General features: G+C 37.9%; 18 protein-coding genes. 11 read left to right on the top strand and 7 right to left on the bottom strand.

What is annotated here, in order from left to right:
* Positions 1 to 14 precede the first annotated feature (14 nt).
* From brxF to QRD89_RS18825, 9 genes are all read left to right on the top strand, one after another.
* Positions 15 to 470 (top strand): BREX-3 system P-loop-containing protein BrxF, encoded by a 456-nt coding sequence (gene brxF / locus QRD89_RS18865; RefSeq protein WP_286096051.1) that lies wholly within the window; start codon positions 15 to 17, stop codon positions 468 to 470.
* 22 nt (positions 471 to 492) lie between these two features.
* Positions 493 to 4,173, top strand: a complete 3,681-nt coding sequence (locus QRD89_RS18860) for a DUF6079 family protein (protein WP_286096050.1) — start codon at positions 493 to 495, stop codon at positions 4,171 to 4,173.
* A 17-nt stretch (positions 4,174 to 4,190) separates the two neighbouring features.
* Positions 4,191 to 7,019 (top strand): DNA methyltransferase, encoded by a 2,829-nt coding sequence (locus QRD89_RS18855; RefSeq protein WP_286096049.1) that lies wholly within the window; start codon positions 4,191 to 4,193, stop codon positions 7,017 to 7,019.
* A gap of 23 nt (positions 7,020 to 7,042) precedes the next feature.
* On the top strand, positions 7,043 to 9,022 hold the full coding sequence (gene pglZ, locus QRD89_RS18850) for a BREX-3 system phosphatase PglZ (RefSeq protein WP_286096048.1): 1,980 nt from the start codon (positions 7,043 to 7,045) through the stop codon (positions 9,020 to 9,022).
* Positions 9,023 to 9,733 (top strand): hypothetical protein, encoded by a 711-nt coding sequence (locus QRD89_RS18845; protein WP_286096047.1) that lies wholly within the window; start codon positions 9,023 to 9,025, stop codon positions 9,731 to 9,733.
* Between the two features lie 53 nt (positions 9,734 to 9,786).
* Positions 9,787 to 12,996: a DEAD/DEAH box helicase gene (locus QRD89_RS18840; RefSeq protein WP_286096046.1), complete on the top strand. Its 3,210-nt coding sequence runs from the start codon at positions 9,787 to 9,789 to the stop codon at positions 12,994 to 12,996.
* A gap of 14 nt (positions 12,997 to 13,010) precedes the next feature.
* Positions 13,011 to 14,630 carry a DUF262 domain-containing protein gene (locus tag QRD89_RS18835; RefSeq protein WP_286096045.1) on the top strand — a complete coding sequence of 540 codons (1,620 nt, stop codon included), beginning with the start codon at positions 13,011 to 13,013 and terminating at the stop codon, positions 14,628 to 14,630.
* 75 nt (positions 14,631 to 14,705) lie between these two features.
* Positions 14,706 to 16,004, top strand: coding sequence for a hypothetical protein (locus QRD89_RS18830; protein WP_286096044.1), 1,299 nt, complete (start codon positions 14,706 to 14,708; stop codon positions 16,002 to 16,004).
* Positions 16,005 to 16,173: 169 nt separating this feature from the next.
* Complete coding sequence (locus QRD89_RS18825; protein ID WP_286096043.1) at positions 16,174 to 17,880, top strand: RNA-binding domain-containing protein; 1,707 nt, start codon at positions 16,174 to 16,176, stop codon at positions 17,878 to 17,880.
* Between the two features lie 264 nt (positions 17,881 to 18,144).
* On the opposite strand, the gene QRD89_RS18820 is transcribed toward QRD89_RS18825, so the two are convergent.
* The gene (locus QRD89_RS18820; RefSeq protein WP_286096041.1) at positions 18,145 to 19,317 is read right to left on the bottom strand and encodes an MFS transporter; all 1,173 of its coding nucleotides are present in this window, start codon (positions 19,315 to 19,317) and stop codon (positions 18,145 to 18,147) included.
* 84 nt (positions 19,318 to 19,401) lie between these two features.
* Between QRD89_RS18820 and yeiL the strand changes: the two genes are divergently transcribed.
* Positions 19,402 to 20,073, top strand: coding sequence for a transcriptional regulator YeiL (gene yeiL / locus QRD89_RS18815; protein ID WP_286096040.1), 672 nt, complete (start codon positions 19,402 to 19,404; stop codon positions 20,071 to 20,073).
* Positions 20,074 to 20,096: 23 nt separating this feature from the next.
* Here the strand turns inward: yeiL and QRD89_RS18810 are convergent, their stop codons facing one another.
* On the bottom strand, positions 20,097 to 20,801 hold the full coding sequence (locus tag QRD89_RS18810; RefSeq protein ID WP_286096039.1) for a CPBP family intramembrane glutamic endopeptidase MrtD: 705 nt from the start codon (positions 20,799 to 20,801) through the stop codon (positions 20,097 to 20,099).
* Positions 20,802 to 21,115: 314 nt separating this feature from the next.
* Here QRD89_RS18810 and QRD89_RS18805 point away from each other — a divergent pair, with 314 nt between their 5' ends.
* A complete protein-coding gene (locus QRD89_RS18805; RefSeq protein WP_286096038.1) occupies positions 21,116 to 21,904 on the top strand; it encodes a halocin C8 precursor-like protein in 789 nt (262 codons plus the stop codon).
* 101 nt (positions 21,905 to 22,005) lie between these two features.
* Here the strand turns inward: QRD89_RS18805 and QRD89_RS18800 are convergent, their stop codons facing one another.
* From QRD89_RS18800 to QRD89_RS18780, 5 genes are all read right to left on the bottom strand, one after another.
* Positions 22,006 to 23,433 (bottom strand): PTS mannitol transporter subunit IIBC, encoded by a 1,428-nt coding sequence (locus QRD89_RS18800; RefSeq protein WP_286096037.1) that lies wholly within the window; start codon positions 23,431 to 23,433, stop codon positions 22,006 to 22,008.
* Positions 23,434 to 23,500: 67 nt separating this feature from the next.
* Positions 23,501 to 23,938 carry a PTS sugar transporter subunit IIA gene (locus tag QRD89_RS18795; protein WP_286096036.1) on the bottom strand — a complete coding sequence of 146 codons (438 nt, stop codon included), beginning with the start codon at positions 23,936 to 23,938 and terminating at the stop codon, positions 23,501 to 23,503.
* Positions 23,939 to 23,943: 5 nt separating this feature from the next.
* A complete protein-coding gene (locus QRD89_RS18790; protein ID WP_286096035.1) occupies positions 23,944 to 25,116 on the bottom strand; it encodes a mannitol-1-phosphate 5-dehydrogenase in 1,173 nt (390 codons plus the stop codon).
* 22 nt (positions 25,117 to 25,138) lie between these two features.
* The gene (gene hxlB, locus QRD89_RS18785) at positions 25,139 to 25,699 is read right to left on the bottom strand and encodes a 6-phospho-3-hexuloisomerase (RefSeq protein ID WP_286096034.1); all 561 of its coding nucleotides are present in this window, start codon (positions 25,697 to 25,699) and stop codon (positions 25,139 to 25,141) included.
* Positions 25,696 to 26,403 carry a ribulose-phosphate 3-epimerase gene (locus tag QRD89_RS18780; protein WP_286096033.1) on the bottom strand — a complete coding sequence of 236 codons (708 nt, stop codon included), beginning with the start codon at positions 26,401 to 26,403 and terminating at the stop codon, positions 25,696 to 25,698. Before QRD89_RS18780 ends, hxlB begins: the two co-directional genes overlap by 4 nt.
* Positions 26,404 to 26,418 lie beyond the last annotated feature (15 nt).

Genomic DNA, 26,418 nt, shown 5'->3' with positions numbered 1-26,418 from the left:
TAGGGATGGTTCATATGGAGGACACATTACTTTATAAAATTGAAAGTGAATTGAAAAGCATTCATATGAGAAGGCATCAATTACTTTTTGTTGTAAGTGAATCATTTAACAGAGACATTAGTTTTATAGCTAAGCAAATCGGCATTCCTAATATCAACCTAAACTATGAACTTAGTAAAGTATTGAAAAATCTCCCAGCCAAGAAACGACATAGAAACGTTAGTAATTCGTTAAAACAGATAGTAAGAGAGAGAAATTCTACAATTCTGGTAATCGATCATATTGAAATACTTTATGATCCTCAACTCCAACAAGATCCTGTAGCTTTACTTGAAGACATATCAAGGAATTATACACTTATCGTTAGTTGGAGGGGAAAAACGAATGGGGAAAATTTAGTTTATGCTGATCAAGACCACGTTGAATATTACAAACGTGATAAAACTGATGGAGTAATTCTTTCGCAGTGATAAATTTAGAGGAGGAACTAAAATGAGGTATGGGGACTTATTACACTTTGAACCAATAGAATCTGTTGTTCAATTAACAGATGCTAATGAGAAAGAGAGCGCTTATAAACTACTTGATACATATGTAATATCTGAGCGAATGGCAGAGGTTTTAGACGAATTGGTTATTGAACAACTTCAATTCAATCGTCCTACTGATAACAAAGGAATGCTTATCGTAGGTAACTACGGTACAGGTAAATCACATTTAATGAGTGTTATATCTACAATTGCAGAAGTAAGTGGATCTAGCGCGCGTATGCAGAATGAAAGAGTTGCTAATAAAGCAAAGGAAATTGAAGGGAAATTCAAGGTGATTCGAACTGAAATAGGTAGCGTACAAACTTCATTCAGGGATATCATCTGTGGAGCTCTTGAAGATGGTTTGGAAGATATAGGTGTATCTTACACTTTCCCGGAATCCAATGAAATTCGTAATAATAAAGAGTCCCTTATGGAAATGATGTCGGCTTTTCACGAAGTGTATCCAGATCAGGGCTTACTATTAGTTGTGGATGAGTTGCTTGATTACTTGAGAGGAAGAAAAGAGCAAGAGCTATATTTGGACCTTGGTTTTCTTCGTGAATTAGGAGAAATATGTAGTAAAACGAAGTTTAGGTTTATTGCTGGTGTACAGGAGATGCTATTCGATAATCCTAAATTCCAGTTTGTCGCCGAACAGCTTCGTCGTGTAAGGGAACGTTTTGAACAGGTTCGGATCATTAGAGAAGATATCGCTTACGTAGTATCTCAACGTCTATTGAAAAAGGACGATAGGCAAAAAGCTCTAATTAGAGAACACTTGCAGCAATTTACAAATCTATATGATCGTTTAGGCGAAGATCTAGACCAGTACGTGAATCTATTTCCTATTCACCCTGCTTACCTTTCAACTTTCGAAAGTGTAACAGTAGCAGAAAAGCGTGTTATTCTAAAAACACTAAGTAATGAAATGAAGAAAGTCATGGATAATGAGGTGCCGACAGAGGAACCTGGACTAATCTCATTTGATAGTTATTGGCCTTATATTGAAAATGATCCGTCATTAAAAAGTAACCCTGATATCAAAGAGGTCATGGCAAAAACAAAAATTCTTCAGGATAAGGTAGAAAATGCTTTTACAAAGCCTGTTTATAAACCAATGGCAAAAAGAATTGTTAAAGCATTGGCGGTGTTTAGGTTAACCACAGATGATATATACGCCCAACTTGGGTTAACTCCAGAAGAACTTAAAGATCGTCTATTTCTTCATGTTTCACTTTTAGATGACGATGATGCTGCTGATTTTCTAAAAACTACTATAGAATCTGTGTTAAGAGAAATACAAAAAACAGTTAGTTATCAATATATATCTGCAAATGAAACGAACGGCCAGTATTATCTAGATATAAAAAAAGACGTAGCTGTTGATGATTTAATAGAGCAAAAAGCAGAAGGATTGGTGGATGACCAATTAGATCGATATTACTTTGAAGTTTTAAAGTTGGCTACTCAAGTGGCCGATACCACGTATGTCACTAATTATAGAATTTGGCTCCACGAGCTACCTTGGCCAGAGAGAAAAGTAACACGGCAGGGGTATATATTCTTTGGAGCTCCAAATGAAAGATCCACTGCACAACCTCCAAGAGATTTTTATATTTATTTGCTACAACCTTTTGCACCACCTAAGTTTAAGGATGAACATAAATCAGATGAAGTCTTTTTCACTCTAGTAGATAAAGATGAGAAATTCATGAGAGCTTTAAGTCTATACGCTGGTGCAAAAGAAATGGCAGCTACGTCTTCTAGCAGTACACGTAACTTATATGAATCAAAAGCAGACAATTTCTTAAAAGAGTTAAGTCAATGGTTAAGGGAAAACCTGACTACAGCTTTTGAACTTACTTATAAAGGGAAATCAGATCGTGTGGCTGAGTACGGTATGTTTATTCCTGCGGGCGCTAGTGTAAGGGAAGTCGTGGATTCGGTATCATCTGAATGTTTGGCTCAATCATTTAATGAAGAATATCCTGATTACCCGTCATTTAGAAGCCTTCAAACTCCGATGTCAAAAGAAAGCTTACCTACTTATGTGCAGGATGCTTTCAAAAATATAAATGGAGCAAGTACTAGACAAGGACAAGCGATTTTAAACGGCTTAGTACTAATAGATGAAAAAGGGAAAGTTAATACAAGGAATTCTGGTTATGCCAAATGGGTGATTGATAAACTAGATCAAAAAGCTCAAGGACAAGTGGTAAATCGTAGTGAGTTTATTGATGAACTATACACTTCTCAAGGTACGGAGGATATTGAGCTTACAAAAGAATTCAACATGGAACCAGAACTATTTACTGTAGTTTTAGCGGCACTAGTCAAAAATGGAGATATTGTCATTACAGTTAATGGTAAATCTTTTGATGCTATGAGTTTTGAACAGTTAATAAAACTCCCTCAAAATGACTTTATTAATTTTAGCCATATCAAAAAGCCTAGTGGTTTACCTATGCCAGCGATTCGAGCAATCTTTGACCTATTAGATATAGAGCATGCTTTACTAAGAGAGCAAGCTCTTGAGCTAGGTATTGGTGAAATGAATAAGAAAGCTCGATTAATCCTTGAGGATACGGTACGTATGATGAACGATGTAAAAGAAGGCTTTCCTATATGGGAAGACAAAATACTAACACCATCTGAGGTAGAGTACGCAAGAGAAAAACTTAATGATTTCAAGGCATTCCTTGAAGGGCTCCAAATTTACAATACGAAAGCTAAAATGCAAAACTTGAAGTACAGTGTGGATGAAATAGAGAGGCAAAAAGACACATATGATCGATTACAACATTTAAAAGAGTTAAAAGAAAAGTCTATTGATTACACGAATAAACTTAATTATCTTATGACAGCACAGAGTCAGCTTCCCCGTGAACATAAATGGCATGAGGACTTAGAAGCAGTATTGAGTGATTTAATCTATGCTCTAAAAGAAGGGCACACAACAATCAGTCATGAAAAATCCCTCGACAAATTGAAAAAAGAGTATATTGATCTCTATCTGAAGCTTCATAATGAAAATCGATTGAATGCAAATGAGGATAATCGAAAAAGTGCGTTAATTAATGACCATAGACACAAGGCTTTAAAAGATTTATCGGAAATAGATATACTACCAAACCAAGCTTTAAGTGAATGGCAACAGCAAATTAACTCATTAGTAACTTGTTGGAATTTAACCAAAGCGGACTTAGAACAAAATCCTTTATGCACTAATTGTCGTTTTAGACCAAAAGATGAAGAATATTCAAGGGTTACACTATCTGAATTGGATGATGATCTAGATGTAATTCTCGACAACTGGACAGAAACACTTTTAACTAATTTAAATGATCAAAGAATTAAGGAAAGTATCACATTATTACATGATGATGAACAGCAACTAATTAATGAGTTAATCAAGTCAGGATCTCTATCACTACCTATCGACGTTAGACTAATCCAAGTCATTAAGAAGCTGTTTCAAGGAATTGAAAAAGTTGAGATTTCAATAAATGACTTAAAAGATATGTTGGCAAACGGAAGTCCCCTAACAGTAGGAGAAGTAAGAGATCGATTTGAAATAATGTTGAGGAAGCATGCGGGTGATTCCCAATCCGATCGTGTGCGGATTATGCTTAAACAGTAAATTTGGAGGTCAACAAAATGACTAGAGAAAATGAGCAATTGACAATTCTTGGTGAAGAAGAAGGGAACAAAAATCAACCAGTGACGGTACTAGGTAAAACGTTTTCTAATGACCAAGAGAGAAGAGAGTATTTCACAAAAGAATTAAAGAAGAAATTACCTGAGCTGAAAGCTATAGAGGGGTACCCGATTGGCGAGGATGAAGATATTCTTGCCTTATCTGACCCACCTTATTATACAGCTTGTCCTAACCCATGGTTAAATGATTTTATAGAGGAATGGACTTTTAATAGAAATGATACTAAGTTATTGGACTACCATAGAGAGCCTTTTGCTGCAGATGTAAGTGAAGGCAAGTTTGACCCAATCTATAAAGCTCATAGCTATCATACTAAAGTACCTCATAAGGCAATAATGAGGTTTATTCTTCACTATACTAATCCAGGTGACGTTATTGGGGATTTAGTTGCGGGCACAGGAATGACGGGGGTGGCTGCACAGGAGTGTGGAAATAGAAAGGCAGTCGAAAGTCTAGGTTATGAGGTCAAAGAAAATGGAGATATTATAGATGAAAAAGGTCAAGTGTTTTCTAAATTGGGATCTAGAAAAGTCATTTTGAATGACCTTTCTCCTGCAGCAAGTTTTATATCGCATAACTATAACTCTCCAATAAATAATAAAAAGTTTGAAAAGATAACTAAAGAAATTATTGATGAAATTGATACACAATATGGGTGGATGTACCAAACAATTCATACTATTAATGGAGTAAAGCAACATGACGATAAAGGAAATCCAATTATCGGACAAATAAAACACACTGTGTGGAGTGACATATTTATATGCTCGGAATGTTCTGAAGAAATTATATTCTGGGATGCTGCTGTAGACCTTGAAAATAGAAAAATTAAAGAAGTTTTCGAATGTCCTCATTGTAATGTCGAGTTAAAGAAAAGAAATTTAGTGAAAGCTGCAGAAACTATTTATGACTCTCACCTCGATAAAGTAATAATGAAGCCGAAGGAACTGCCTGTATTGATTCAGTATTTGGTAGGTAAAGAAAAGTTTGAGAAAAAGCCAGATGAGTTTGATTTTAATATCTTAGAAAAAGTAGAAAATATAGAGATAAAAACATGGTATCCAACTGAATTAATTATGAACAAAGGTGAAGAGTGGGGAGATACTTGGAGAAAAGGATATCACTATGGGTTAACTAGCGTACATCATTTTTATACAAAGAGAAATCTCATCGTTTTATCCAAATGGTTAGAGTTAGCTAAAACGTATCCTCAGCCTGAACAATACAGATTAATCATGACGCTTACAGGTGTTATTTTAGGAGAGTCAAAACTAAACCGTTATCTATTGAAAGATACTTCCTTTCCTTTTTATTTGCTTAGTGGAACGATGTATGTAGCAAGTCAAAGGCAAGAAAACTTTCCTTTAAGAGACTTAAGGAATAAAGCTATTCTGAGACTCACAAAAATAGGCGCGCAAGAAAAAGACTATGTGCAATCTACACAAAGTTCTACAGAACTCAATGTTAAAGACGAATCTGTTGACTACCTCTTTATAGATCCACCATTTGGTTCCAATTTAATGTATTCAGAGCTGAATTTCATTACTGAATCTTGGTTAAAAGTGATTACAAATAATGAAAGAGAAGCTATAGAGAATAAAGCACAGAAGAAAGATATATTGAAATATAAAGATTTAATGCAAAAGATCTTCACAGAATCTTTTAGAATCTTGAAAAGTGGTCGTTGGATGACTGTTGAATTTAGTAATTCTAGAGCTGTAGTCTGGAATACAATCAGGGAGGCTATTGAAAAATCAGGTTTTGTAATAGCAAATGTAGCAGCTTTGGATAAAAAAATGGGAAGTTTTAAGGCTATAACATCTACTACAGCTGTAAAGCAAGACTTGGTTATATCGGCATATAAGCCCTCAGAATCTATGAGAAAGAGTATCAAAGATAAAAGAAAGTCTGAAGAAACAGCCTGGTCATTTGTGAAGCAGCACCTGAAACAATTACCAACATTTATGGGGAGTAAGGGAGAAGCAGAATTAATAGTGGAACGAACTCCAAGGGTTTTATTTGATAGGATGATTGCATATCATGTGCAAAATGGATTAGATATACCTATATCATCATCTGACTTCCAATCAACCGTGATGCAAAAATTCCCTATGAGAGACGGAATGGCTTTCTTAGAAAGTCAGGTAGCTGAATATGATAAGCAAAGGACAATCATTAAAGAGTTTTCTCAAGTAAGTTTATTTGTTTCCGATGAGAATAGTGCTATTGAGTGGATACGCCAACAATTAATTAAGAAACCGCAAACTAGACAAGATTTGCACCCTAATTTTATGAAAGAAATTCAACATATTGATAAACACGAATTGTTACCTGAGTTAGATGATTTGTTGGAGCAAAATTTCTTGAAATTTGACGGTGAAGGAAAAATTCCAGATCAAATAGTAAGTTATTTAAGGAGAAATTATAAGGACTTACGTGATGTTAGAACAGATGACTCTTTAATGCTTACTAAAGCACTCAATCGTTGGTATGTACCTAACCCTAATAAGCAAGCTGATTTAGAAAAACTAAGAGAGAAGTCATTATTAAGAGAATTTGAATCATATTTAGAATATATAGATAACAATAGAAAGAAATTAAAACAGTTCCGAACAGAAGCAATCCGTGCTGGGTTTAAGCAAGCATGGGGCGATAAGGACTATCAAAAAATTGTTGATGTTGGAGAAAGGTTGCCGGAGAAAGTAATTCAAGAGGACGATAAATTATTAATGTACTTCGATAATGCTCAAATTCGTTTGGGGATGTAATCTTTTGAAAGTATGGTGTTTGCATGAATGATTGGAGAGAAAAGGTTTTAACACAATTTGCACGTCCTTTGTCATCTATATATATAGTGGCTGACCCTGATCATCTTATCAGCGATGAGAAGATACTCTCTTACTTAAAAGAGGAAAAAATAGGTGTAGTTGATTTGAAAAATACAATTGATTTTAGATATATCTTCGAATCAAAGTTTCGAGATAGACTACAGAATAAAACAGAACATTTAGTAATCCGCACCTCTAGTAGAGATTTCATAGGTATTCCGTATGACTTCTTGCAAATAGGTCACCAAATCAATATAAGTCTAGCGGATGTTTTTCCAAAACTATCATATCCAGTGGTGAAAAGTTTAAATTCTAATGAATTGGATGCCTTGAATGCTGTGTACACACAGTATCAAGGCTCTTCTTCTAACCAAGAAACGATAGAATTTCTCCTAAACAAGGTGTTCAAAATTAACCCTGATATGATTGAAACCAAAGCTGATTTCGTTAGATTTCTTCTTTCTTTTCATTATAAAGACCAACAACTTCCTAGTGAGATACAAACATATTTAAAACAAAAACTTACTAAAAAATCATCACTGTCTTCATTGGCAGTAGAAGAGTTACTCTCTTCTCAATCATCCTTCTATGATTACTTACAAGAAGAATGGCGAAGTTACATTAACGAATTAGTTAATGAGCAAATTACCATAAAAGATCCTCTTGCTAGTGACAGTTATTATCACACAAAGCATCCATTTTCTGATGAAGATGTCCGAAGATTATTAAATGATCTGTTTCTTGAAGGTATACTACAGCCAGTGAACAATGTTAGAAACGATCAACTTCCTTTCTGGGTAATGTCAGGTGTTATCACTGATAAAAGCTCATTTTATGAAGGGAAAATAGTTCACTTATTAGATAAGATCGAAGAAGAAATATCGGGAGAACCTAACTATAAATCATGGTTAGACATTGCTAAATATTACGGGGAACTTATGAGTTTCCAAATTAGTAATGAAATAAAGTTAGATAATAGTTTAAAGAACGACATCATTAATTCAAGTGAAAAAATTGAAGATAAATTTGAACAATGGTTGTTTCAAAATTATGGATCTCTATATAATGTCCCGTATCACCCTTCACCTGTTATGGTGCATCAGATTCCACATTACCTAGAAGAAAAAATGGATGAAAAAATTGCATTGATAGTATTAGATGGCATGAACTTTATTCAGTGGTCTCAAGTAAAAAGTTTTCTCACTGATCAAAATTTCAATGTTGAAGACCATGGAACATTTGCATGGGTGCCGACCCTTACATCAGTATCGAGACAGGCTATTTTTTCAGGGAAATTGCCGATGATGTTTGCTGACAGTATTGATTCAACAAATAAAGAAGAGAAGTTGTGGAAAACTCTATGGGAAGACAAAGGAATAAAAAAGCAAAAAATATCTTACCAACGAGCCTTAGGACAAGGGGCGTTTTATAGGGAACAAATTGAAGCATTAAATAAACCAAATATTAAGATAGCTGGCATGGTAGTGAATACCATTGATGAGTTTACCCATGGAGCCATTCAAGGGTATCAAGGCATGGATGCGGAAATAGATATATGGCTGAAGAATGGATTCCTAAAAGAATTACTCATGGAATTATCTCAAAAAGAATTTTCCATTTATATAACTTCAGATCATGGAAATGTTGAATGTGAAGGAATTGGTAGAATGTCGGATGGTGTTCTCGTCCAATCAAAAGGTGAACGTGTTAGAATATATAACGACAAGTACTTAAGAGATGAACGAGCACAAGAATATTCACTGTTAAGCTGGCCAAACATAGGGCTCCCAGAAAATATGCATGTGTTATTAGCAAATAAGAAAAAGGCTTTTATACCCAAAGGACACCAAGCTGTTAGTCATGGAAGCATTAGTCTACATGAGGTGATTGTTCCTTTTGCAAAGGTAACACCAAAACTAAATACAATAGGTGAGGGATTTTAAATGGCAAAACCAGTAGGATTTGATCAGAAAATATTATTACATCAATTAGATTATACAGCGAATGAAGCAAGGAGATCCGAGAAAAATGAAATGTACGAAAAACTCGATGACTTCTTACTTGCTGATATTAAAGGTCAAAAATCTCGGAAGAATGCCATTACTATGCTTATGAAGATATGGTACTTAGTAAAAGGAGAAGAGCGCAATCTACAGGCAAAGGCATTTAATATTATATTAGACTCTTCAGAAAAAGAACGCGTTCTGTTACATTACACTATGACCATCTTAGCTTACCCATTCGTCAAAGAATTAGTTCAAGAGATGGGAAAGCTGTTTAAACTACAAGATGAAGTTACTTCCCAACAAATAGGGCGAGTAATGAAAAACTCATACGGAGATAGAAGAAGAGTGGAAGTTGCTACGAGTGCTGTTCTTATGAGCTTAAAGTCATGGGGTATTATAACTCCGGGGGACAGTAAACAGACATATATGATGGGAGAAAAAATCAAGATTGCTTCGAGTTCAATGAAACAATGGTTAGCTGAAGCTATCATTCGTTCTTCTGAAGGTACTTCAATAACAATAGAAATGTTGAACTCACAACCTGGATTCTTTTCATTTGACTATCAGATTTCTTCTTCAGATTTATGCAAAGATACTTTTGAAGTGAATAGACAAGGTTTAGATATGATTATGGTAGAAATGGTATAGGCCCTTATTCAATCAAGAATAAGGGTATTTTAATAGTTAAATGAGGTGAATTCATGTTAGAAAGCGGTGCCATAATTCGAGGAACACAATTTCCTGAAACAGTAGAAGTAAAAAAAGCTGAAAAACTTGATGACCAATTTTTCTTATTAGAAGCTATTGGAAGGGATAGTAACCAATATTACGAACTTTTATTAGATGAGAAAGAAATTTACTCATTAGAACAGCTTAACAGTGATAGTGAAAAAGATAGTCTCACAACTGAAGACATACAACATTTTATTCAATACTATGCTCTCAGAAATGAAAAGCAATATAATCAATCTCGATCCTTAGGAAATAAAAACCTTATTCCATTACCTCATCAAATTGAAGCGGTTTATGGGAGAATGTTGCAAACTCCTCAAGTGCGTTTTTTACTTGCCGATGACCCTGGAGCAGGAAAAACAATTATGGCTGGAATGTTGATAAAAGAATTAAAGGCTAGGCTAAGCGTATCACGTATTCTAATCCTAGTTCCACCACTAGTTCTTAGGCAATGGCAAGAGGAATTAGACGAGAAATTTGATGAAAGCTTTCATATTATAAACCGTAGTGTGGTTAGGGAGTACGGAAGTAAAAATCCTTTTGTTACGAATGATAATTGTTTAGCTTCGATGTATTGGGCTTCCAGGGACGATATTAAAAGCTTAATTAATGAAGCTGATTTCGATCTAATCATAGTTGATGAAGCACATAAAATGGCAGCCTATACAAATGGAGTACTGAAGAGAAAAACAAGAAGAACTCGTTTATATCAGCTTGGAGAATCTATCTTACATAAAGCAGAACATTCGGTTTTATTAACAGCAACTCCTCATAAGGGGGATATGGAGAACTTCCGTCATTTGATGCGATTGTTAGATGATGATATTTTTTCCGATATATCTGCCAATGAAAGTTTAAAAGAAAAGAGCAACCCATTTATTATCCGTCGATTAAAAGAGAGCATGAAGAACTTTGATGGCACTCCAATTTTTCCAAAGCGTACAACAAAAACCATTCAATATAAGCTTTCAGATCAAGAGCTTAATTTATATAATCAAGTGACCGATTACGTTAGAGAGCATTTCAATAGAGCAATGAATAATGGAAGCAACAGCACAGCTTTCGCAATGATGTTATTACAACGACGATTAAGCTCTTCTATAGAAGCCATACATGTATCCTTAAAGAGGAGAAAAATGAAGTTAGAAAACTTATTGGATGAAACTATAAAGGATAGAAAAAAGTATCTTAACAAATTAAAAAAATTCAATTTGGAAGATTATGAAGAAGAATCTTTAGAGACGAAAGAACAAATAGAAAACCAGTTATTGGACTCCATTGATGATGTTGATCCAGAGGAACTTAAGATAGAAATAGCGGAAATTAACAATTTAATTGACCAATCTACGTTTATTCGTAACCACGTGGTAGAGAGAAAGTATCGTGAACTTGAAGAAACGTTATTTGGTATGAATGGATTGTTAAAAAACGATGAAAAGATTCTTATATTCACGGAATCTAAGGATACGCTGAAATATTTAGAACGAAGATTACTTGAAAGAGTTCCATCTGTAGCGAAGATAATTGGGGACTATTCGATGGATGAGCGGAGAAAGCAAGTTAGCCAATTTAAAAACGAGTCACAGATTATGCTGGCCACCGATGCCGGTGGGGAGTCTATTAACTTACAATTTTGTAATCAAATGGTTAACTATGATATTCCTTGGAACCCCAATCGTTTAGAACAAAGAATGGGGCGTATTCACAGAATCGGTCAAAATAATGAAGTGTTCTCATTTAATTTAGTTGCCGAAAATACAAGAGAAGGAAATGTAATGGTGCGTTTAATCGAAAAATTGGAGCGGATGAGAACCGACCTAGGTTCAGATCTAGTCTATGATTTTATAGGTGATGTACTAGAAGACCGTTACGATAGTTTATCCAATCTCATGCAGGATGCCATACTGAATAGAGAAAAGTTGAATGAAATTATAAATGACATGGAAAAAGCACTTTCACAAGAGCATGCTAAACTACTAAAACTTGTTCAAGATGAAAAAGTTGACGAAAATACCATCGATTTACCTCACTTAAAGAGAGAACATAATGATGTGTTAGTTCAACGATTGCCCACTAGATCCTACGTGAGTTTTATAGAAAACATATTTAAATCGCAAAACATCAAAGTATATGAGTCTAGTGAAGGATTTGTGAAACGTATTGAACGTTTTCCAAAGTATATTCGAGAGATGGCAATGAAAGAAAACATTCAGTTAGATTTCAGGGAGTCTATGAAGTTTACAGGATTTCAAAGTTATGAATCCAGTGATGTTAAAAAGATAGATATAGATTCACCATTATTACAATTAGGTATGAATCTAACGAAAAAGAAACTAGATCAAATTGCATTGAAAAGGTATAAAGTTTCTTACCCGATTAATGAGCCATTAGTTATCGAGGGCTACCAGTTAGGAATAAAGGATGGAGAAGGAAGTTTAGTTAAGAGTGAACTGATATTTCTTGCTAGAAGGGAAAATGGAGAAGTAACTGAAATTGATCCTTATTGGTTATTCCAACATACGTTCAGTGGTGAAATTAGTGTTCAAGAAGAAGAGAAATATTCAATATTAAGACCAGCAGCACTTAAAAAGTCAATTGAAATAAGAGATGAGTTAAAATATAAGCGCAAAGAACAATTAAGTAAAATGAAGTCATTCTTAGAAAAGACGTACCGCCATCAATATGATACTACCCTGCAAAAGCTAGGAGAATATCAGTTAAACAATACAGAAAACAAGAACAATGCTTTAATTAATCAAATGAATGCTAAGTTAGTAGATATCGAAAATAAAAAGGAAGACAGACTTTCATTAATAAAAAGGCAAGAAAACATTATTATGGCGCCGCCCAAACGATTAATACAGCTAGAAGTAATACCAAATGGAAGAAAAGGGAGGCTAATTTCCACTGATTATAAAGATATTATCGAAAACTTTGAACAACAAAACGGTCGGAGTACTCTGAAAGCCTATAAACCTTTAGGGTTAGTGGACTTTTATAGTGAACGTTTTAATGGAGAAGAAAGGTTTATTATTTTAACTGATACAGCGGACTATGTATTATCTGAAGAACATATTGAGGATTTAAGAGATATTCAGGATAGGACATATATTTATATGGTCAAAGGCACTGAGATTATTGATGTAATCAAATTATCCAAAGCTTTATTTATTGTTTGAAGGAGGCAATTAACTTGTATCAACCTGAACCGCAGTCTATCACATTTTCAACTTTAATTAGTGATATAGATAAGGGAATTATAAAAATTCCTCAATTTCAAAGAGACTTTGTGTGGTCGCTAGAACAGTCTGCTAAACTCATTGATAGTATTGTCAAAGGGTTTCCGATAGGCACATTTATCTTATGGGAATCTGATGAAAACTTAAGGTCTATTAGAAACATTGGTGGTGCAAACCTCCCGGCTACACCTCCAGGTTCAATGTGTCAATACGTATTAGATGGTCAACAAAGAATGACCAGTTTATATGCCAGTCTAAAAGGATTGCAGGTAAAAAGAGATAAAAAAGAAGAAGACTTTTCGGGAATTTATATAGACCTTATGGCAGATTCTGAAGAATCTATAGTGATTACTGATATAGGTGAGAGAGATCAGAGTGAATTTATATCAATACAAAAGCTATTATATGGCGGATTTGCTGAATTAGGAGCATACCCTTCATCTTTGCATGGTTCTTTACAAAAATATAAGGATATACTGACAACCTATCGTTTCTCTACTATTTTATTACGTGGTGCATCTCTGGACGTCGCCACGGAAGTGTTTACTAGATTGAATGTAGGCGGGAAAAGTCTAACTGTATTCGAAATTATGGTAGCAAAAACTTACGATGCAGAAAGAGAATTTGACTTAGCGGAAAAATTTGATGAATTTATTACTGACATAGAGCAAGTAGGCTATGAAACAATTTCTGCAAGTACAGTTTTACAAACGATCTCAGTGTTATTAAAAGGTGAATGTACCAGAAAAGACATATTAAAACTTGATAAGAAAGCGTTTATAGATATTTGGGAAGAGGCTATAGATTCTATCCAAAAAGCAATTGAGTACTTTAGGAATTCCTATAGGATCCCTGTTTCAAAAATATTACCTTACAATGCCTTAGTTGTTCCATTTGCTTATTTCTTTTATAAACACCCTAATAAACCAGTAAATGATATGAAAAAATACTTGGATGATTTCTTCTGGCGAGTATCTTTTTCAGAGAGGTATTCAAGTTCATTAGAAGGTAAGATTTCTCAGGATATAAAAAGGATTGATCGAATACTGAGAGGTGAATTCCCTAAATATGAGCATCAATTGGATATCAGTAAAGAAGCTATTATAGAAAATGGAGGTTTTAATGCAAATAGGAGCTTTATTAAAGCTATTTTATGTATTATGGCTTACCAGGAACCTAAATCTTTTAGTGATAACTCCATTGTAAGAATTAATAACGACTGGTTAAAACGAGCCAATAGCAAGAATTATCATCACTTTTTCCCTAAGGCTTATTTAAAAAAAGAAGGAGAAGAAGAGTTCTATATTAATCATATTCTTAACATCACCATAGTTGATGATTTTCTTAATAAAAACAGAATTAGAGCTAAAGCTCCTTCTAAGTACATGAATGAGTTCAAAAACGAAAATAATGAATTAGATAAAACTATGGAGACGCATTTGATCAATGATTTAGAAGGATTCGGAGTTTGGGATGATGATTATGATCTTTTCTTTGAGAAGCGAGCGGAGATTGTGAAAGAAGAGTTTAAGAAAAGAATTATTAGTACAACAAATGTAAAAAGCAAAAGTTAAAATTAGGTTGGTTTTTAATATAAGAATTGGGATTGGGAGTTTACGTAATAGAGTTAAATCCAGTGGGGTGAGGAAATGGAGGGTTATTTACTAGGGATATTGATTGTAATTTTGATATTTCTGGGTTTGTGGTTTTATAAAAGAAAATATGGAAATCTATCTAAAAGTTCTGACAAGGTAATCGGAGAGGAAAATAACAATACCTCAGTAATTGAACAAGAGCTATTTAGCATTCGGGAAATAAATAATGAGGTAGCTTTACAACCGGAACATTATAATGAATTAAGTACTTCAAAAGAGTTGAATAATAATATTTCCATGTTATTGAAAGAGTTACCGAGATCCGTTGGGGATGTTGTAAAAAAACAAGAAACATCATATTTATTAACCTTTAGTGAAAAAACTGCTAAGGCTATTAATGAAGGTAAATTAGAATTAATGCAAGTTAAAAATAATCTAGGCGGTGTTAGGGCTCAAGCTGTTAATCCAAAAGGTAGGGTTGTGGAACATGGGATACTAAAACCATCAAATATTAATAGGATTAATCCTACTCAGCTAGCTATGGGAGTCCTTACAACATTTACTGCACAAGAGCACTTGCAGCAAATAGGTAATCAATTAAGAAAGATAAATAATGATATAAATATACTGATTTCAGCTATAGATAACAAGCAAATAGGAAATGACAAAGGAAATATTGATTACTTGAAGACAATATTTACTAGTCTGAATAAAAGCGATTATTCTAATGAGAACATTAGAGACTATAGACAACAATTAGAAACTATAATTAGAAATACAATGCAGGATTTGAGTACTATAGAAGAAGGATTGCCCGATTATAATCTTCAACTGGAAAATGAAAAATTAAAAGGTTTATGGGCTGCTACTAAAGAAACTGAAAATATAACAGAAATAATTAATAACTATGAGAAACAGTGTAGTATATATTTAAGTAAGTTAGATGTAATCTTGGTATGTTTGAGTCTAAGCAAGCACCTTAATCCTAATTATTCTGCTGATAATTCGCGTTTGGATTATGTGAACATGAAACTAGATCATTTAGAAAAAAATAAAAGAATATTTTTTAAGAAAGTAGAAGAAATATTACCGGAAATAGGTGCCCGAATAAGATATAGAAGGGAGCAATATAATTCAAACATTCAAAAGCGCATTGAAAAACAGGCAACTAACTTAAGCACCTACTTTGACAATAGTAAAGAAGACTTCGCTTTACGCATAAAGAAAACAAAGAATGGTGAGTTTTTTGATGATACATTTGAGGATGGGGCTGCAAAATATAAGATTACAATAGACGAAAATGAAATAGTAAAGTCTGTAAAAAAAGTAGAACAGAAGAGTGATAAAAAATAATTACCTAATTCTGAACAAATTCACTATTTATTGTCCATACTTTTTATAAGACCTCAAATAATTTGGTACACTCGATTTATTGTTGGCACTTTTAAGTTGATATATTGCAAGTAGCAGGTATTTTAAAATGTGAATTATTTTATTACTACGATTGAGGGAGGTGGGCGAAGTGTTATCAAAAAATGAAATCCATCATTTACTAGATCAATTAGAAACGAATATTGCAGATGATCTTGAATCACAGAGATTAGACTTTAAGCAATGGAATACGCGGAGTTTGGACGACAATATTAGATTAATGCTAAAAATGGCTGTATGTATGGCAAACGGCGGTGGAGGTAGTGTTGTTTTTGGTGTAGCAGATAGAGTAAAGGGAAGGTCGAATGCCATATTAGGTATCCCAAATGAAATTGATACCACTGTGCTACAAAAAAGGATATACGAAAAAACTGATCCACACTTAACACCGGTGTTTGAAGACATTATTGTACCAGAAGGAACAAAGCGCTTGTTATTAATGAGTGTATATCCTGGGATGCCTCCTTACACGACAACAGATGGAACAGCCACAATAAGACAAGGGAAAGATTGCATTCCCTATACAGGAACTTTAAGGCGGAAAATGTTGGATACTTCCTCTCAGATGGATGTTACTGCTGAAATAGTACATGAAGATTGGGAGAATCTCTTTTCTCATTCTGCAATGGAGCGTATTCGCGAAATTATGTCGAGAGAAAGAGTTGATGAAAGGCTGTTGTCTTTATCTGATGAAGATTTATTGAGGTCAATAGGAGCATTGAAAGATGGATACTTGACAAAAGGCTCCTTACTTCTTGTTGGAAAGCCTGAGGCTATCTCTAAGATTATTCCTCAATATAAATGGTCATATAGAAAGATGATTAGTGATACAGACTATTCACAAAGAGATGATGGAACACATGCTATACCTGTTGCATTATATGAATTAGAACGATATATTGCTGTCGATAACCCAATGGTGACAGTGGAATCGGGACTTGTACATCCAGAGTTTAGCACATATCCTACTATTGCATTACGGGAAGCTTTACTCAATGCATTTGGACATCGTGATTACCGAATGAATGGAACAATCATGTTGAAGCAACATAAAGATAAGCTCATACTTACTAACCCAGGGGAATTTGTTGGTGGTATTACACCTCAAAATATTCTTCACCATCCACCAGTAGCGAGGAATAATCACTTGATGGATTTGTTAGATCGTTTAAAGTTGGTAAACCGTTCAAATTTGGGTGTGTCAAGGATTTTTCGCTCATTATTAATTGAAGGGAAAGAACCTCCAATATATAGAGAAGTGGGCAGTAACATTGAACTAACTTTTATATCTTCACCTTTGAATAAAAACTTCAAAAATATTATTGACCATATGACAGAGAAAAACAATCATATTGACGTTGACCATCTTTTAGTTTTGCAATATTTAATAAGGCATGAAGAGATTGATACTTCTATTGCTGCAGAAGTTGCACAGAGAAGTATAGAACAAGCTCGTGAATTACTTAGCAAGATGCAAAATGAATTTAGCTTGTTAGAATCAGTTGGTCGTGGTAAGGGGAGGTATTATACACTTTCCCGAAGCGCGTATGAATTGCTAAAAGGTGACATGCAATATGAAAGGCAACAAAGTTTAGACAAAGAGGCAGTAAAAATTCGTATATTATCCATACTGAAGACAGATCGAAGTTTAACTAATAAAGAAATTAGGCAATTAACTGGAATGAATCGTAAACAAGTACAACGATTAATAAGGGAGCTAGAACCTGATGGGGTAAAAGTCGTTGGAAGAGGAGCGGGCACAAAATATATTTTTTCACCAAAAAATAGGGACAAATAGGGACATTTTAAAATTTCGATTATCTGGTCACTTAAAGGTTAGAGTTATGAATAGGGACAAAATAGGGACAAAAATGGGACATATAGAAAAAACGAGGTCAAACCTTATCAATATAAAGTTTGACCTCGTTTTTAAATGAGAAGGAGTTAATCATTTTACCCTATTTAACGTTACGGTGAACCGTACCACAAATAGAAATTCAACTTTCATAAAAAAGAAGCTGGTTTCCCATACACCAGCTTCTTTTTCATTAAACCCAACCATCTAAGCAGACAATAAAACCTTCTTTTCCCCTTCTACTCTGCGATACATAAGCGCAACCAACATCGCAGGCAGACTGCACGCAAGCATTCCAATGAAAGCGAACCTCGGCTCTATTTCATATAAGAAGCCGCCGAAAACGGTGAATACAGCGGTGCTCCAGCTGAGCGCGAAAGCGGAGTAGATGCCTTGAGCTTTCGGAATATGTGTGTGTGGGATGTTTGCTGTTAAGTACTTCATAAAGGCGTAGTGCCCCATGGCAAAGGAAAAGGCATGCAGAGTCTGTGCGAAACAAAAGACTAGGACGTTCGGAAAGGCGAATACGAGTACCCACCGCAGGGAAGATCCAGCAGCGGCCAATGCCAATAAGGTTCCGGGCGAAAAGCGGTTGAAACGCTTATCTGCAATGGAAAAGAAAATGATTTCGGCCAGGACGGCAATGTTGATGATGACACCGATTAAATAAATGGGGGCATCCATCTCTTGTAAGAAAATATAGCCGTAGTTGTAATAGGTAGCATGGGCGGCCTGAAGCAGGACGACAATGATAAGTACGACTAAGAAATGTTTGGTGCGGAACAGGTCTAGGATGTTCACTCTTTTCGCCTGGTCGGCTTGAGGCTTCCGGGTTAAAATATCCGGAGCACGTGTGAAGCTGAGAGCTGTAAAGCAGCTGATCCCAAGCAAGAGCGCCCAGAAAATTACGTCATCGCCGAACATTCCTGTAAATACAGTTAACAGGATCCCTACAGAGACGAACCCGATCGATCCCCATTGGCGGCTTTTTCCGTAGTGTTTTAATTCCTTGCTTTGGACAAGGACACCGGCTACGCTGTCCAGGGCCGGCATTAACGTCGGATAAAAAATATGCAGAAAGACGGTTACTATGAGTAAGCTTGGGAATGAGTCAGCTGGTATGTAACAAAGAATCCCCAGCAGTGTCCCGATTGCCGCAATGTTCAACAGTGTTTTATTGCTCACTCGTTCTAATATATACGGGAAAGCGAATAATGTGGAAAGCCCCCTCGCCACTAAGCCGATACTCATGATCAAGCTGGCTTCTGAAACGCTGATTCCTTTCGTCTGGATCATCCAGCCTGCCCAATAGGGTAGAAAAATCCCCCATGTCAGAAAGAAGCTGAAAAAGTGTGTGCTCATCCAACGCTGTGTGTTCATACGCATCCTCCTTATTGATAATCGCATGGTATCATGGGAGTAGATACGAATAATAGGAGATATCTCATATTTTGGAGGCGCAAAGTGGAAATTTACAAAGGTGAAAAGAAGCGAATGTATATAGAGGAGCATTCCATTGCCGATCGGTTTTCTTTTCCGATGGAAGAGTTTCTTGAAGTGAGGGAGTATCAGCGGGATGAATGGATTATCAGGGAAGACAGGCGGCCGGACTTTTTATTTTATATGACAGAAGGAAAAGCGAAGATCTATGTAACGCATCAAAACGGGAAAGTTTCGCTGATCAATTTCATTAATGCGCACGATTATATCGGCGAGATGGAGCTGTTGAATGACGTGTACTATACAAAAGGGATCCAGGCCTCCACAAGAACGATTTGTTTTGCCCTGCCGTTTCTGCAGTATCGTACGAAGTTAATGGAAGACGCGAAGTTTCTTCGGGAATTGACGAAGTTCCTGAGTGTCAAAGCGACGTCCATGGCAGCTAAATATTCACAAAGCCTGGCTTTTCCTTTGGAAAACAGGCTGGCGGACTTCATTCTACAGACGGCAGACAAAGGGATATATAAAGAAAAACATGTGATCGTCTGTGATTATTTAGGCGTCTCCTATCGGCATCTCCTGCATGTTTTGGCACAGTTTTGCGAAAAAGGGTACCTTCAAAAAGAAGGGAGAAACTATCAGATTCTGAACAAGCATGCGTTGGATGAGTTGGCAGAAGCAATCAAGAATAGATGAAGGAAGACGGGCGGTAAACCCGCCTATCCCAAACTGGTCAATAACACCATCGTTCCATTCGTAAGGCCGTGAATAAGGACGGCAGGCCAAATGGAGTTGGTACGTTCATAGGCCAAGGCGAAAATGATCCCACTGAAGAAATTCACGGGCATGACATTGTAAGTCGGGATATGGACGATGGTGAAGACGAACGAACTTAGCAGGACGGCACTCCATAACCCATAACGGGTGCGGAACCACCTGTATAAAAACCCGCGGTAAAAGATTTCTTCATAGATCGGCGAGATGATGGCAGCAGAGACGAAGGCAAGGGGGACGGTAAGAAACGTAACGTCCCGCTGGAGCGCCTCGGTCTTATTATTTTCCCACGTATTCCCTATGAAACTGGTGAGTACGACAATGATGACAGCACCGACGAGCAAGGTTATAGAATATATAAAAATCAACTTCCAATCCTTTTTACGGAATGGTTTCACTCCTACTGCGCTCCAAGAGAGATTCTTAGGTCGAAGAGCAATGAAATAGACCCCCGAAATTAACGTGATGGCTAATGTAAGCCCCACTAGCGTCCCTGCATATAAATCATCCTTCAGAAAGTCTGAATAGATAGGATGAAGAACGAATTTGATGAATATGATCCCCACAAAAAACTCGATTCCTAATAAAAATAATAATTCCTTCCCGCCCCATGGATCTCTTTCTTTCCAGCTTGTGACTTGAGTGTTCATTCGACTACCCACTTTCTACAGATTGAATAATTCAACCATAGTAGATGACGCTACGTCACCTGCAAGGGTTTTTTCAGAAGGGGAGGGTGGAAATTTAACAATAAGCCACATTAATGAAAGCGAAAGTTAATCATAATCTAGTTACAAAAAACTACAATAAAGGTTATTTTTCCTTAAATGGGGTTAAATGGAACCTGGAGAGAGGAGGAAGGGAAGTGGACTGGACACTTGTCGTCATCGCTTTTATTATCATTTTCTTTGGAACATTGGCTCTGATGAGATTCAATAACAAGAAGAAATAGGAGAGTGAATGAATGAAAAAAATGCGTCGGTTCAAGTCGGTATCTTTGGTGATGGTCATGCTCGCCTTGATCTTGTCCAGCTTCTCTTTCTCCACGGTCGTGACGGCTCATTCGGGTGATTTCACTGCCAATATGGAATCCAATGTCAGCCAGAAAGAATTCAACAAAATCAGGAATGATCTGAAGCATACGAAAGCGTATAAGAAGTATAAGGCGAAAACGAAAATTAATGCGGTTTCCAAGCAGAACATCGTCATCAATAAGGTGGAGGGGGCAGGCGGGGATTATGCGTACATCGAATTCGTCTTCGATAAGAATCAGGCTGCGAAAAGCGGCAACCTCGTGTATGCGCAGTTCACGTATGACATGAAGAATAAAGAGGTCGTTGCGGACCAGGGATTATTTGCGGAATCGCTCGGGACGGACGGCAGCTTTAATATGAGTGTCCTGTACGGAGTGGGCGATGAGGAAACGGAGCTTTACAACGTGGACGTCGATAAGGACGGGAATCTGACGGATATCGACGGGCTTGCGCTTACGCAGGAGCAGGTGACGACAGACGCGAATAATAAGATCAAGGAGATGCTCGGCAAGCAGGTGGAAGGTAACGACGTACAGAGCTTGGGTTTCTGTGAGTATGCGGTCACGGCTCTCTGCGGTGCGGGCGGCAGTGTCGGGTGCTACGCCCTTGCAGGAGCGCTCGGGATCACGTCTGGTGTCGGTGGAGTAGCGCTTGCGGCAGTCTGCGGGATGATCGGAAGTCTCGGTTGCGCGGCGGCGACGGACGCGATTTGTGGATAGAGGATAAGGGAAGGTCCATAAAAGAGGAAGAGACTAAGAAACATTCATCCATGTTTTCTTAGTCTCTTCCTCTTTGTTCATCGCTTAAGAACGACGGATTTCTACTTCTTCAAGCGTTCTATCAGTTGTTCTAAGGCTGGATCGCTTAAATAGTTGCTGATCGTGATAATTTCCAATTCCGGGTGAGCTCTTCGCGCGCGTTCCTGTAAATCTTCATGGACCACCATGATATCCGAGTGTTCAGGGACATCTTCGATCCGGTAGTGTTTGACGTCCAGTCCTTCGATTTCATTCTTTTGCAGCCTCTTTCGGAACGTGGTAGCACCCATTGCGCTGCTTCCGGCTCCGGCATCACAGGCGAACGAAATTTTCTGGATAGCTTTTTCTTCTTGAGCGGGTTTTGGAGCTTTTTTACCTGCCTGTTTCATCGCTTTGGATTTTTCCATGGATTCAGAGAGGTCGCCTTCTTTACTTTTGTCCAGTTTCAAGATGACGGCAGTGACTAAGAATGTGACGGCCGCTGCTACTAGGACTCCGGCGATGATTCCCAGGAAGCTCCCCTTCGGAGTCAATCCAAGGTATGAGAAGATAGATCCCGGGCTTGGTCCTGCTACGAGACCTGCATCAAACAAGCTGAATACAGCTATACCGGACATGCCTCCGGCAATCATACCAATGATTGTAAGTGGTTTCATCAATACGTATGGGAAATACAGTTCATGGATTCCCCCGAAAAAGTGAATGATAATGGCGCCTGGAGCCGTTCTTTTCGCCGCCTTTTGACCGAATACAGTGAAGGCGAGTAATAATCCAAGGCCTGGACCAGGGTTGGAAGCTACAGTGAAGTAGATGGACTTACCTGCTTCTGCTGCCGCCTGCATTCCCAGGGGATAATAAATGCCTTGGTCGATCACGTTATTGAGAAACAACACTTTGGCTGGTTCGTTGATGACAGAGAGCAAAGGCAGTAACCCTGTAGCAACCAATGCTTCGATGGCTGCTGTCACCAAATTGTTCGCTGATTCTATGGTCGGTCCGATGACGTAAAAGGATAGAATCATCAGCAGGAAACCGATAATTCCGAGAGAGAAATTATTGATGATCATTTCAAACCCGGCAGGAATTCTGTTTTCAATCATTTGATCGAACTTCTTAATGACCCATCCGCCTAAGGGTCCGATAACCATGGCTCCAAGAAACATCGGGATATCCGATCCGACTATGAGACCGATGGCACCAATGGCACCGATGACCGCTCCCCTTTGCCCGGCGACCATCCGTCCTCCTGTGATGGCTAACAGCAAAGGAAGGAGATACGTGATGGCAGGACCGACAATTTGGGCAAGGTCCTCATTCGGGAACCAACCGGTTGGTATGAATAAAGCGGTCAGCAGTCCCCATGCAATAAAGGCACCGATGTTAGGCAGGACCATATTCGTTAAGAAACCGCCAAATGCTTGTACTCTAGCGCGGGTAGAGGGAGGGTTCAAATCTACAACATTATTCGAAGCCTGTGCTGTATTCGGCATATCCGTCATCCCTTTCTGAATTTTCAATTAGTTCAGGTTAAAAATTTTGAACCGTAGACATGGTTTACTACTCAACCATCTTCAATACTTCCAAAACTTCCTTCTCGCTGTTGGACTCTTCCAATTTGTTCTTAAGTTCATCTTCGATCAGGATCGTGGATAAATCAGAAATCAAATCCAAGTGGCCGGTGCTGTCTTCTGCGGCCAAAACGAAGAATGTCTTTACCTCTTTGTCTTTAGGGAATTTCACTGCTTCTTCCAGTTTCAAGTAAGAAACGCTGGTTTTGACCACGCTTCCTTCATTTTTAGCGTGCGGCATGGCCACTCCGGGAACAATAACGATATAAGGACCGTTCACATGTACGTTTTGTATCATGTCGTCAATATATTTGGAAGTTATGGTCCCGCTTTGAAGTAACGGGGCGGCAGCTTCTTGAATGCCTTCTTCCCAAGAATCTACGGATGACAGGAATCTTATATTTCCTTCTAAATAGTTAGCTAACATGTGTATCACCTTCCGTTATTTATTGTTTTTGTTTGACTGTTCTGCACCTTGAGATAGCAGTCTTTGATCCTCGTACGTAAAGCGCTTTCCTTTATGGAAGTGAAGTGGATGATCGCTTCTTCTATGCCGTGGTCACGAATATGATTCTGAAGTGCGACGGACTCTTCATCTTCCGGATTATCGTAGGAAAGAGCAGCCGCTGCTACGCTCAACAAGTTGTCGATTGGTAATTCCAATTGGAACAGGGAGCGCATCGGAGCAATGATCCTTTCCTGAAAGCCCAGCTTTCTGATAGGAGAACGAGCGACACGTGTGACGTCATCACGTATATTCTTATTTTTGAAGCGTTGGATGGTTCTGTCTATGAACTCATCCATCTCTGTTTTGTTAAAGTGATAAGCTTCCATAAAGTAGGCAGAGGATTCTTGAAGGGTTCTCTTAAGAATTCCTTCCACTTCCGGGTCATCCAGTGCACTTTGTATGGTGTAATGTCCTTTAAGGAAGGCGGTGTATGCCACCGCTGCATGGCCGAGGTTGACCATGAATAATTTTCTTTCTATGAATGGACCCAGAGTTTCGACATATGTGACATCTTTTATAGGAGGCAGGTCTTGGCTGCGCTTTCCTCCGGTTTCAATGATCCACTCATAGTAAGGTTCTACTAACGTAATATCGCCGTCCGGGCTGGATTCAGAAAGGGATAAACGGTCGATGGCCGAATTCGGGAAGCCGACCTTTGAAAGTATAGCACTCTTTTCATCTTCCGGGATGTGTTTGTATACTTCCTCTTGTAATTTAGTAGAGGCATTCACCATATTCTCATTGGCGATGACTTGGATCGGCTTCTTGTCCTGCTTTACTCGTTCCATTAGCCCCTTGGCAATGGCGGGAGCGATTTTAGCCAAATTATCCGGCCCTACCGATGTTGTGATGAGGTCCGTTTCCGTGATGGCTTTGCTCACATCTTCGGAGCGGCCTGAGATCGCGTGAATGGGCTCTATCCAATACTTCGAGTGTTGGTCATCCAAAATTTTGACGGCGTATCCCTTTTGGCGGTTGAGCTGTTCCACGGTCTCTTCGTTTACATCGACAAAGCAGACATCCAATCCGGTCTTGTTCAACAGGCAGCCGATCAATCCTCTTCCGATATTCCCGGCACCGAAATGCAGCGCTTTCATAAGAAGGCCTCCTTTCTTCTGGCTATTCCAGGTTTGCGTGATATTCCCAAAGGGAGTTCAATTCGATGTTCTTTTCGTCGACCATCATCAAGGCTAACGTATCCCCAAGCAATAATAGGCTTTGTTCAAACAGGCTTTTCATTGGTTGTTCCGATACGACAGCTCCTTCATCTTCGGTGTTTGAAGTGATTGGGATTCTTATGAAAAGGTCCGCGTATTTGCTCATCGAGCTTTCCGGGTTTGTTCCGATATGAGCGACTTTTGCATGGAACTCCTTGGCTTTGCCGGCTATGATCAGCGGGAACTGTGTCTCTCCACTTCCTGAACCGACGATCAATAGATCTTTATCTGTAATGGCGGGCTCTGTAATCTGCCCGACGACATACGTTTGGATTCCGATATGGGACAAACGCTTTGCTATGGACTTCAGGGATAAAAGCACGCGCCCGACTCCTACAAAAAATACTTTCTCCGCTTTATTTATTTCTGCAATCAGACGATCGACATCTTCGCTGTTTACGTTGGTCAACGTGGTTGTGATCTCTTCAGTGATTTTTCTTTGTGCTGCCGTATAGCTGCTCATAATTGTTTGACCTCCTCTTTCAATCCTTCTGCAATCAACTGTTCCATCAATTTCTTGTTATGCGCTGTAGAATGGTCGGATTGGAACAAGCTCGTGCTCCCTGCGACTAAGATATCTGCGCCTGCGGTAACCAGTTCTGGTATCGTATCGAAAGAGACACGCCCGTCTACTTCTATTTTTGTATCAAGTCCTTTGTCTGAGATCATCCGTGCCAATGCTTCTACTTTTTCGACGGCATACGAGACTTGTTTTTCATTCTTGTCCGTAGCAAAACCTGGATTGATAAGCATCAAAAGAACGGTATCGCATTGTGGCAGTACATACTCCAGAACCGACAGCGGCGTGGCAGGGTTTAATGCAATACCGACTTTTGCGCCCTGCTGTTTGATCAGCTTGATGTAGCGGTCGATGTGGGAGCTGGTTTCGATGTGGAAGGTGATCTGTTCCGCTCCGATTTTCAGCATTTCATTGATGAAGAATTCGTTGTCTTCGGACATGATATGGACATCGAAATTCATGTCGGTTTTCTTTCGCAATTGTTCAACCGTGGATAAACCGAGCGGCATGCTTGGGCTGAACGATCCATCGATGATATCGATGTGTAAGGTATCCAACCCTTCCTTTTCCAGCTCCTTTACTCCACTTTCTAAATTGAGAAGATCCGCGCACATGATAGATGGGGCAATGATTACTTCTTTTTGCATGTTTGTGCCTCCTTC

The organism is Halobacillus sp. ACCC02827, from assembly GCF_030291935.1.
Classification (GTDB): Bacteria; Bacillota; Bacilli; order Bacillales; family Halobacillaceae; genus Halobacillus.
This window is presented reverse-complemented; position numbering and strand designations above follow the sequence as displayed.

Coding starts and splice junctions, on each gene's coding strand:
- QRD89_RS18860 (WP_286096050.1), top strand. CDS start 493: ATGAGGTATGGGGACTTATTACACTTTGAACCAATAGAATCTGTTGTT.
- QRD89_RS18790 (WP_286096035.1), bottom strand. CDS start 25,116: ATGAAAGCGCTGCATTTCGGTGCCGGGAATATCGGAAGAGGATTGATC.
- QRD89_RS18805 (WP_286096038.1), top strand. CDS start 21,116: ATGAAAAAAATGCGTCGGTTCAAGTCGGTATCTTTGGTGATGGTCATG.
- brxF (WP_286096051.1), top strand. CDS start 15: ATGGAGGACACATTACTTTATAAAATTGAAAGTGAATTGAAAAGCATT.
- hxlB (WP_286096034.1), bottom strand. CDS start 25,699: ATGAGCAGCTATACGGCAGCACAAAGAAAAATCACTGAAGAGATCACA.
- QRD89_RS18780 (WP_286096033.1), bottom strand. CDS start 26,403: ATGCAAAAAGAAGTAATCATTGCCCCATCTATCATGTGCGCGGATCTT.
- pglZ (WP_286096048.1), top strand. CDS start 7,043: ATGAATGATTGGAGAGAAAAGGTTTTAACACAATTTGCACGTCCTTTG.
- QRD89_RS18795 (WP_286096036.1), bottom strand. CDS start 23,938: ATGTTAGCTAACTATTTAGAAGGAAATATAAGATTCCTGTCATCCGTA.
- QRD89_RS18810 (WP_286096039.1), bottom strand. CDS start 20,801: ATGAACACTCAAGTCACAAGCTGGAAAGAAAGAGATCCATGGGGCGGG.
- QRD89_RS18830 (WP_286096044.1), top strand. CDS start 14,706: ATGGAGGGTTATTTACTAGGGATATTGATTGTAATTTTGATATTTCTG.
- QRD89_RS18845 (WP_286096047.1), top strand. CDS start 9,023: ATGGCAAAACCAGTAGGATTTGATCAGAAAATATTATTACATCAATTA.
- QRD89_RS18820 (WP_286096041.1), bottom strand. CDS start 19,317: ATGAACACACAGCGTTGGATGAGCACACACTTTTTCAGCTTCTTTCTG.
- QRD89_RS18800 (WP_286096037.1), bottom strand. CDS start 23,433: ATGCCGAATACAGCACAGGCTTCGAATAATGTTGTAGATTTGAACCCT.
- QRD89_RS18855 (WP_286096049.1), top strand. CDS start 4,191: ATGACTAGAGAAAATGAGCAATTGACAATTCTTGGTGAAGAAGAAGGG.
- QRD89_RS18840 (WP_286096046.1), top strand. CDS start 9,787: ATGTTAGAAAGCGGTGCCATAATTCGAGGAACACAATTTCCTGAAACA.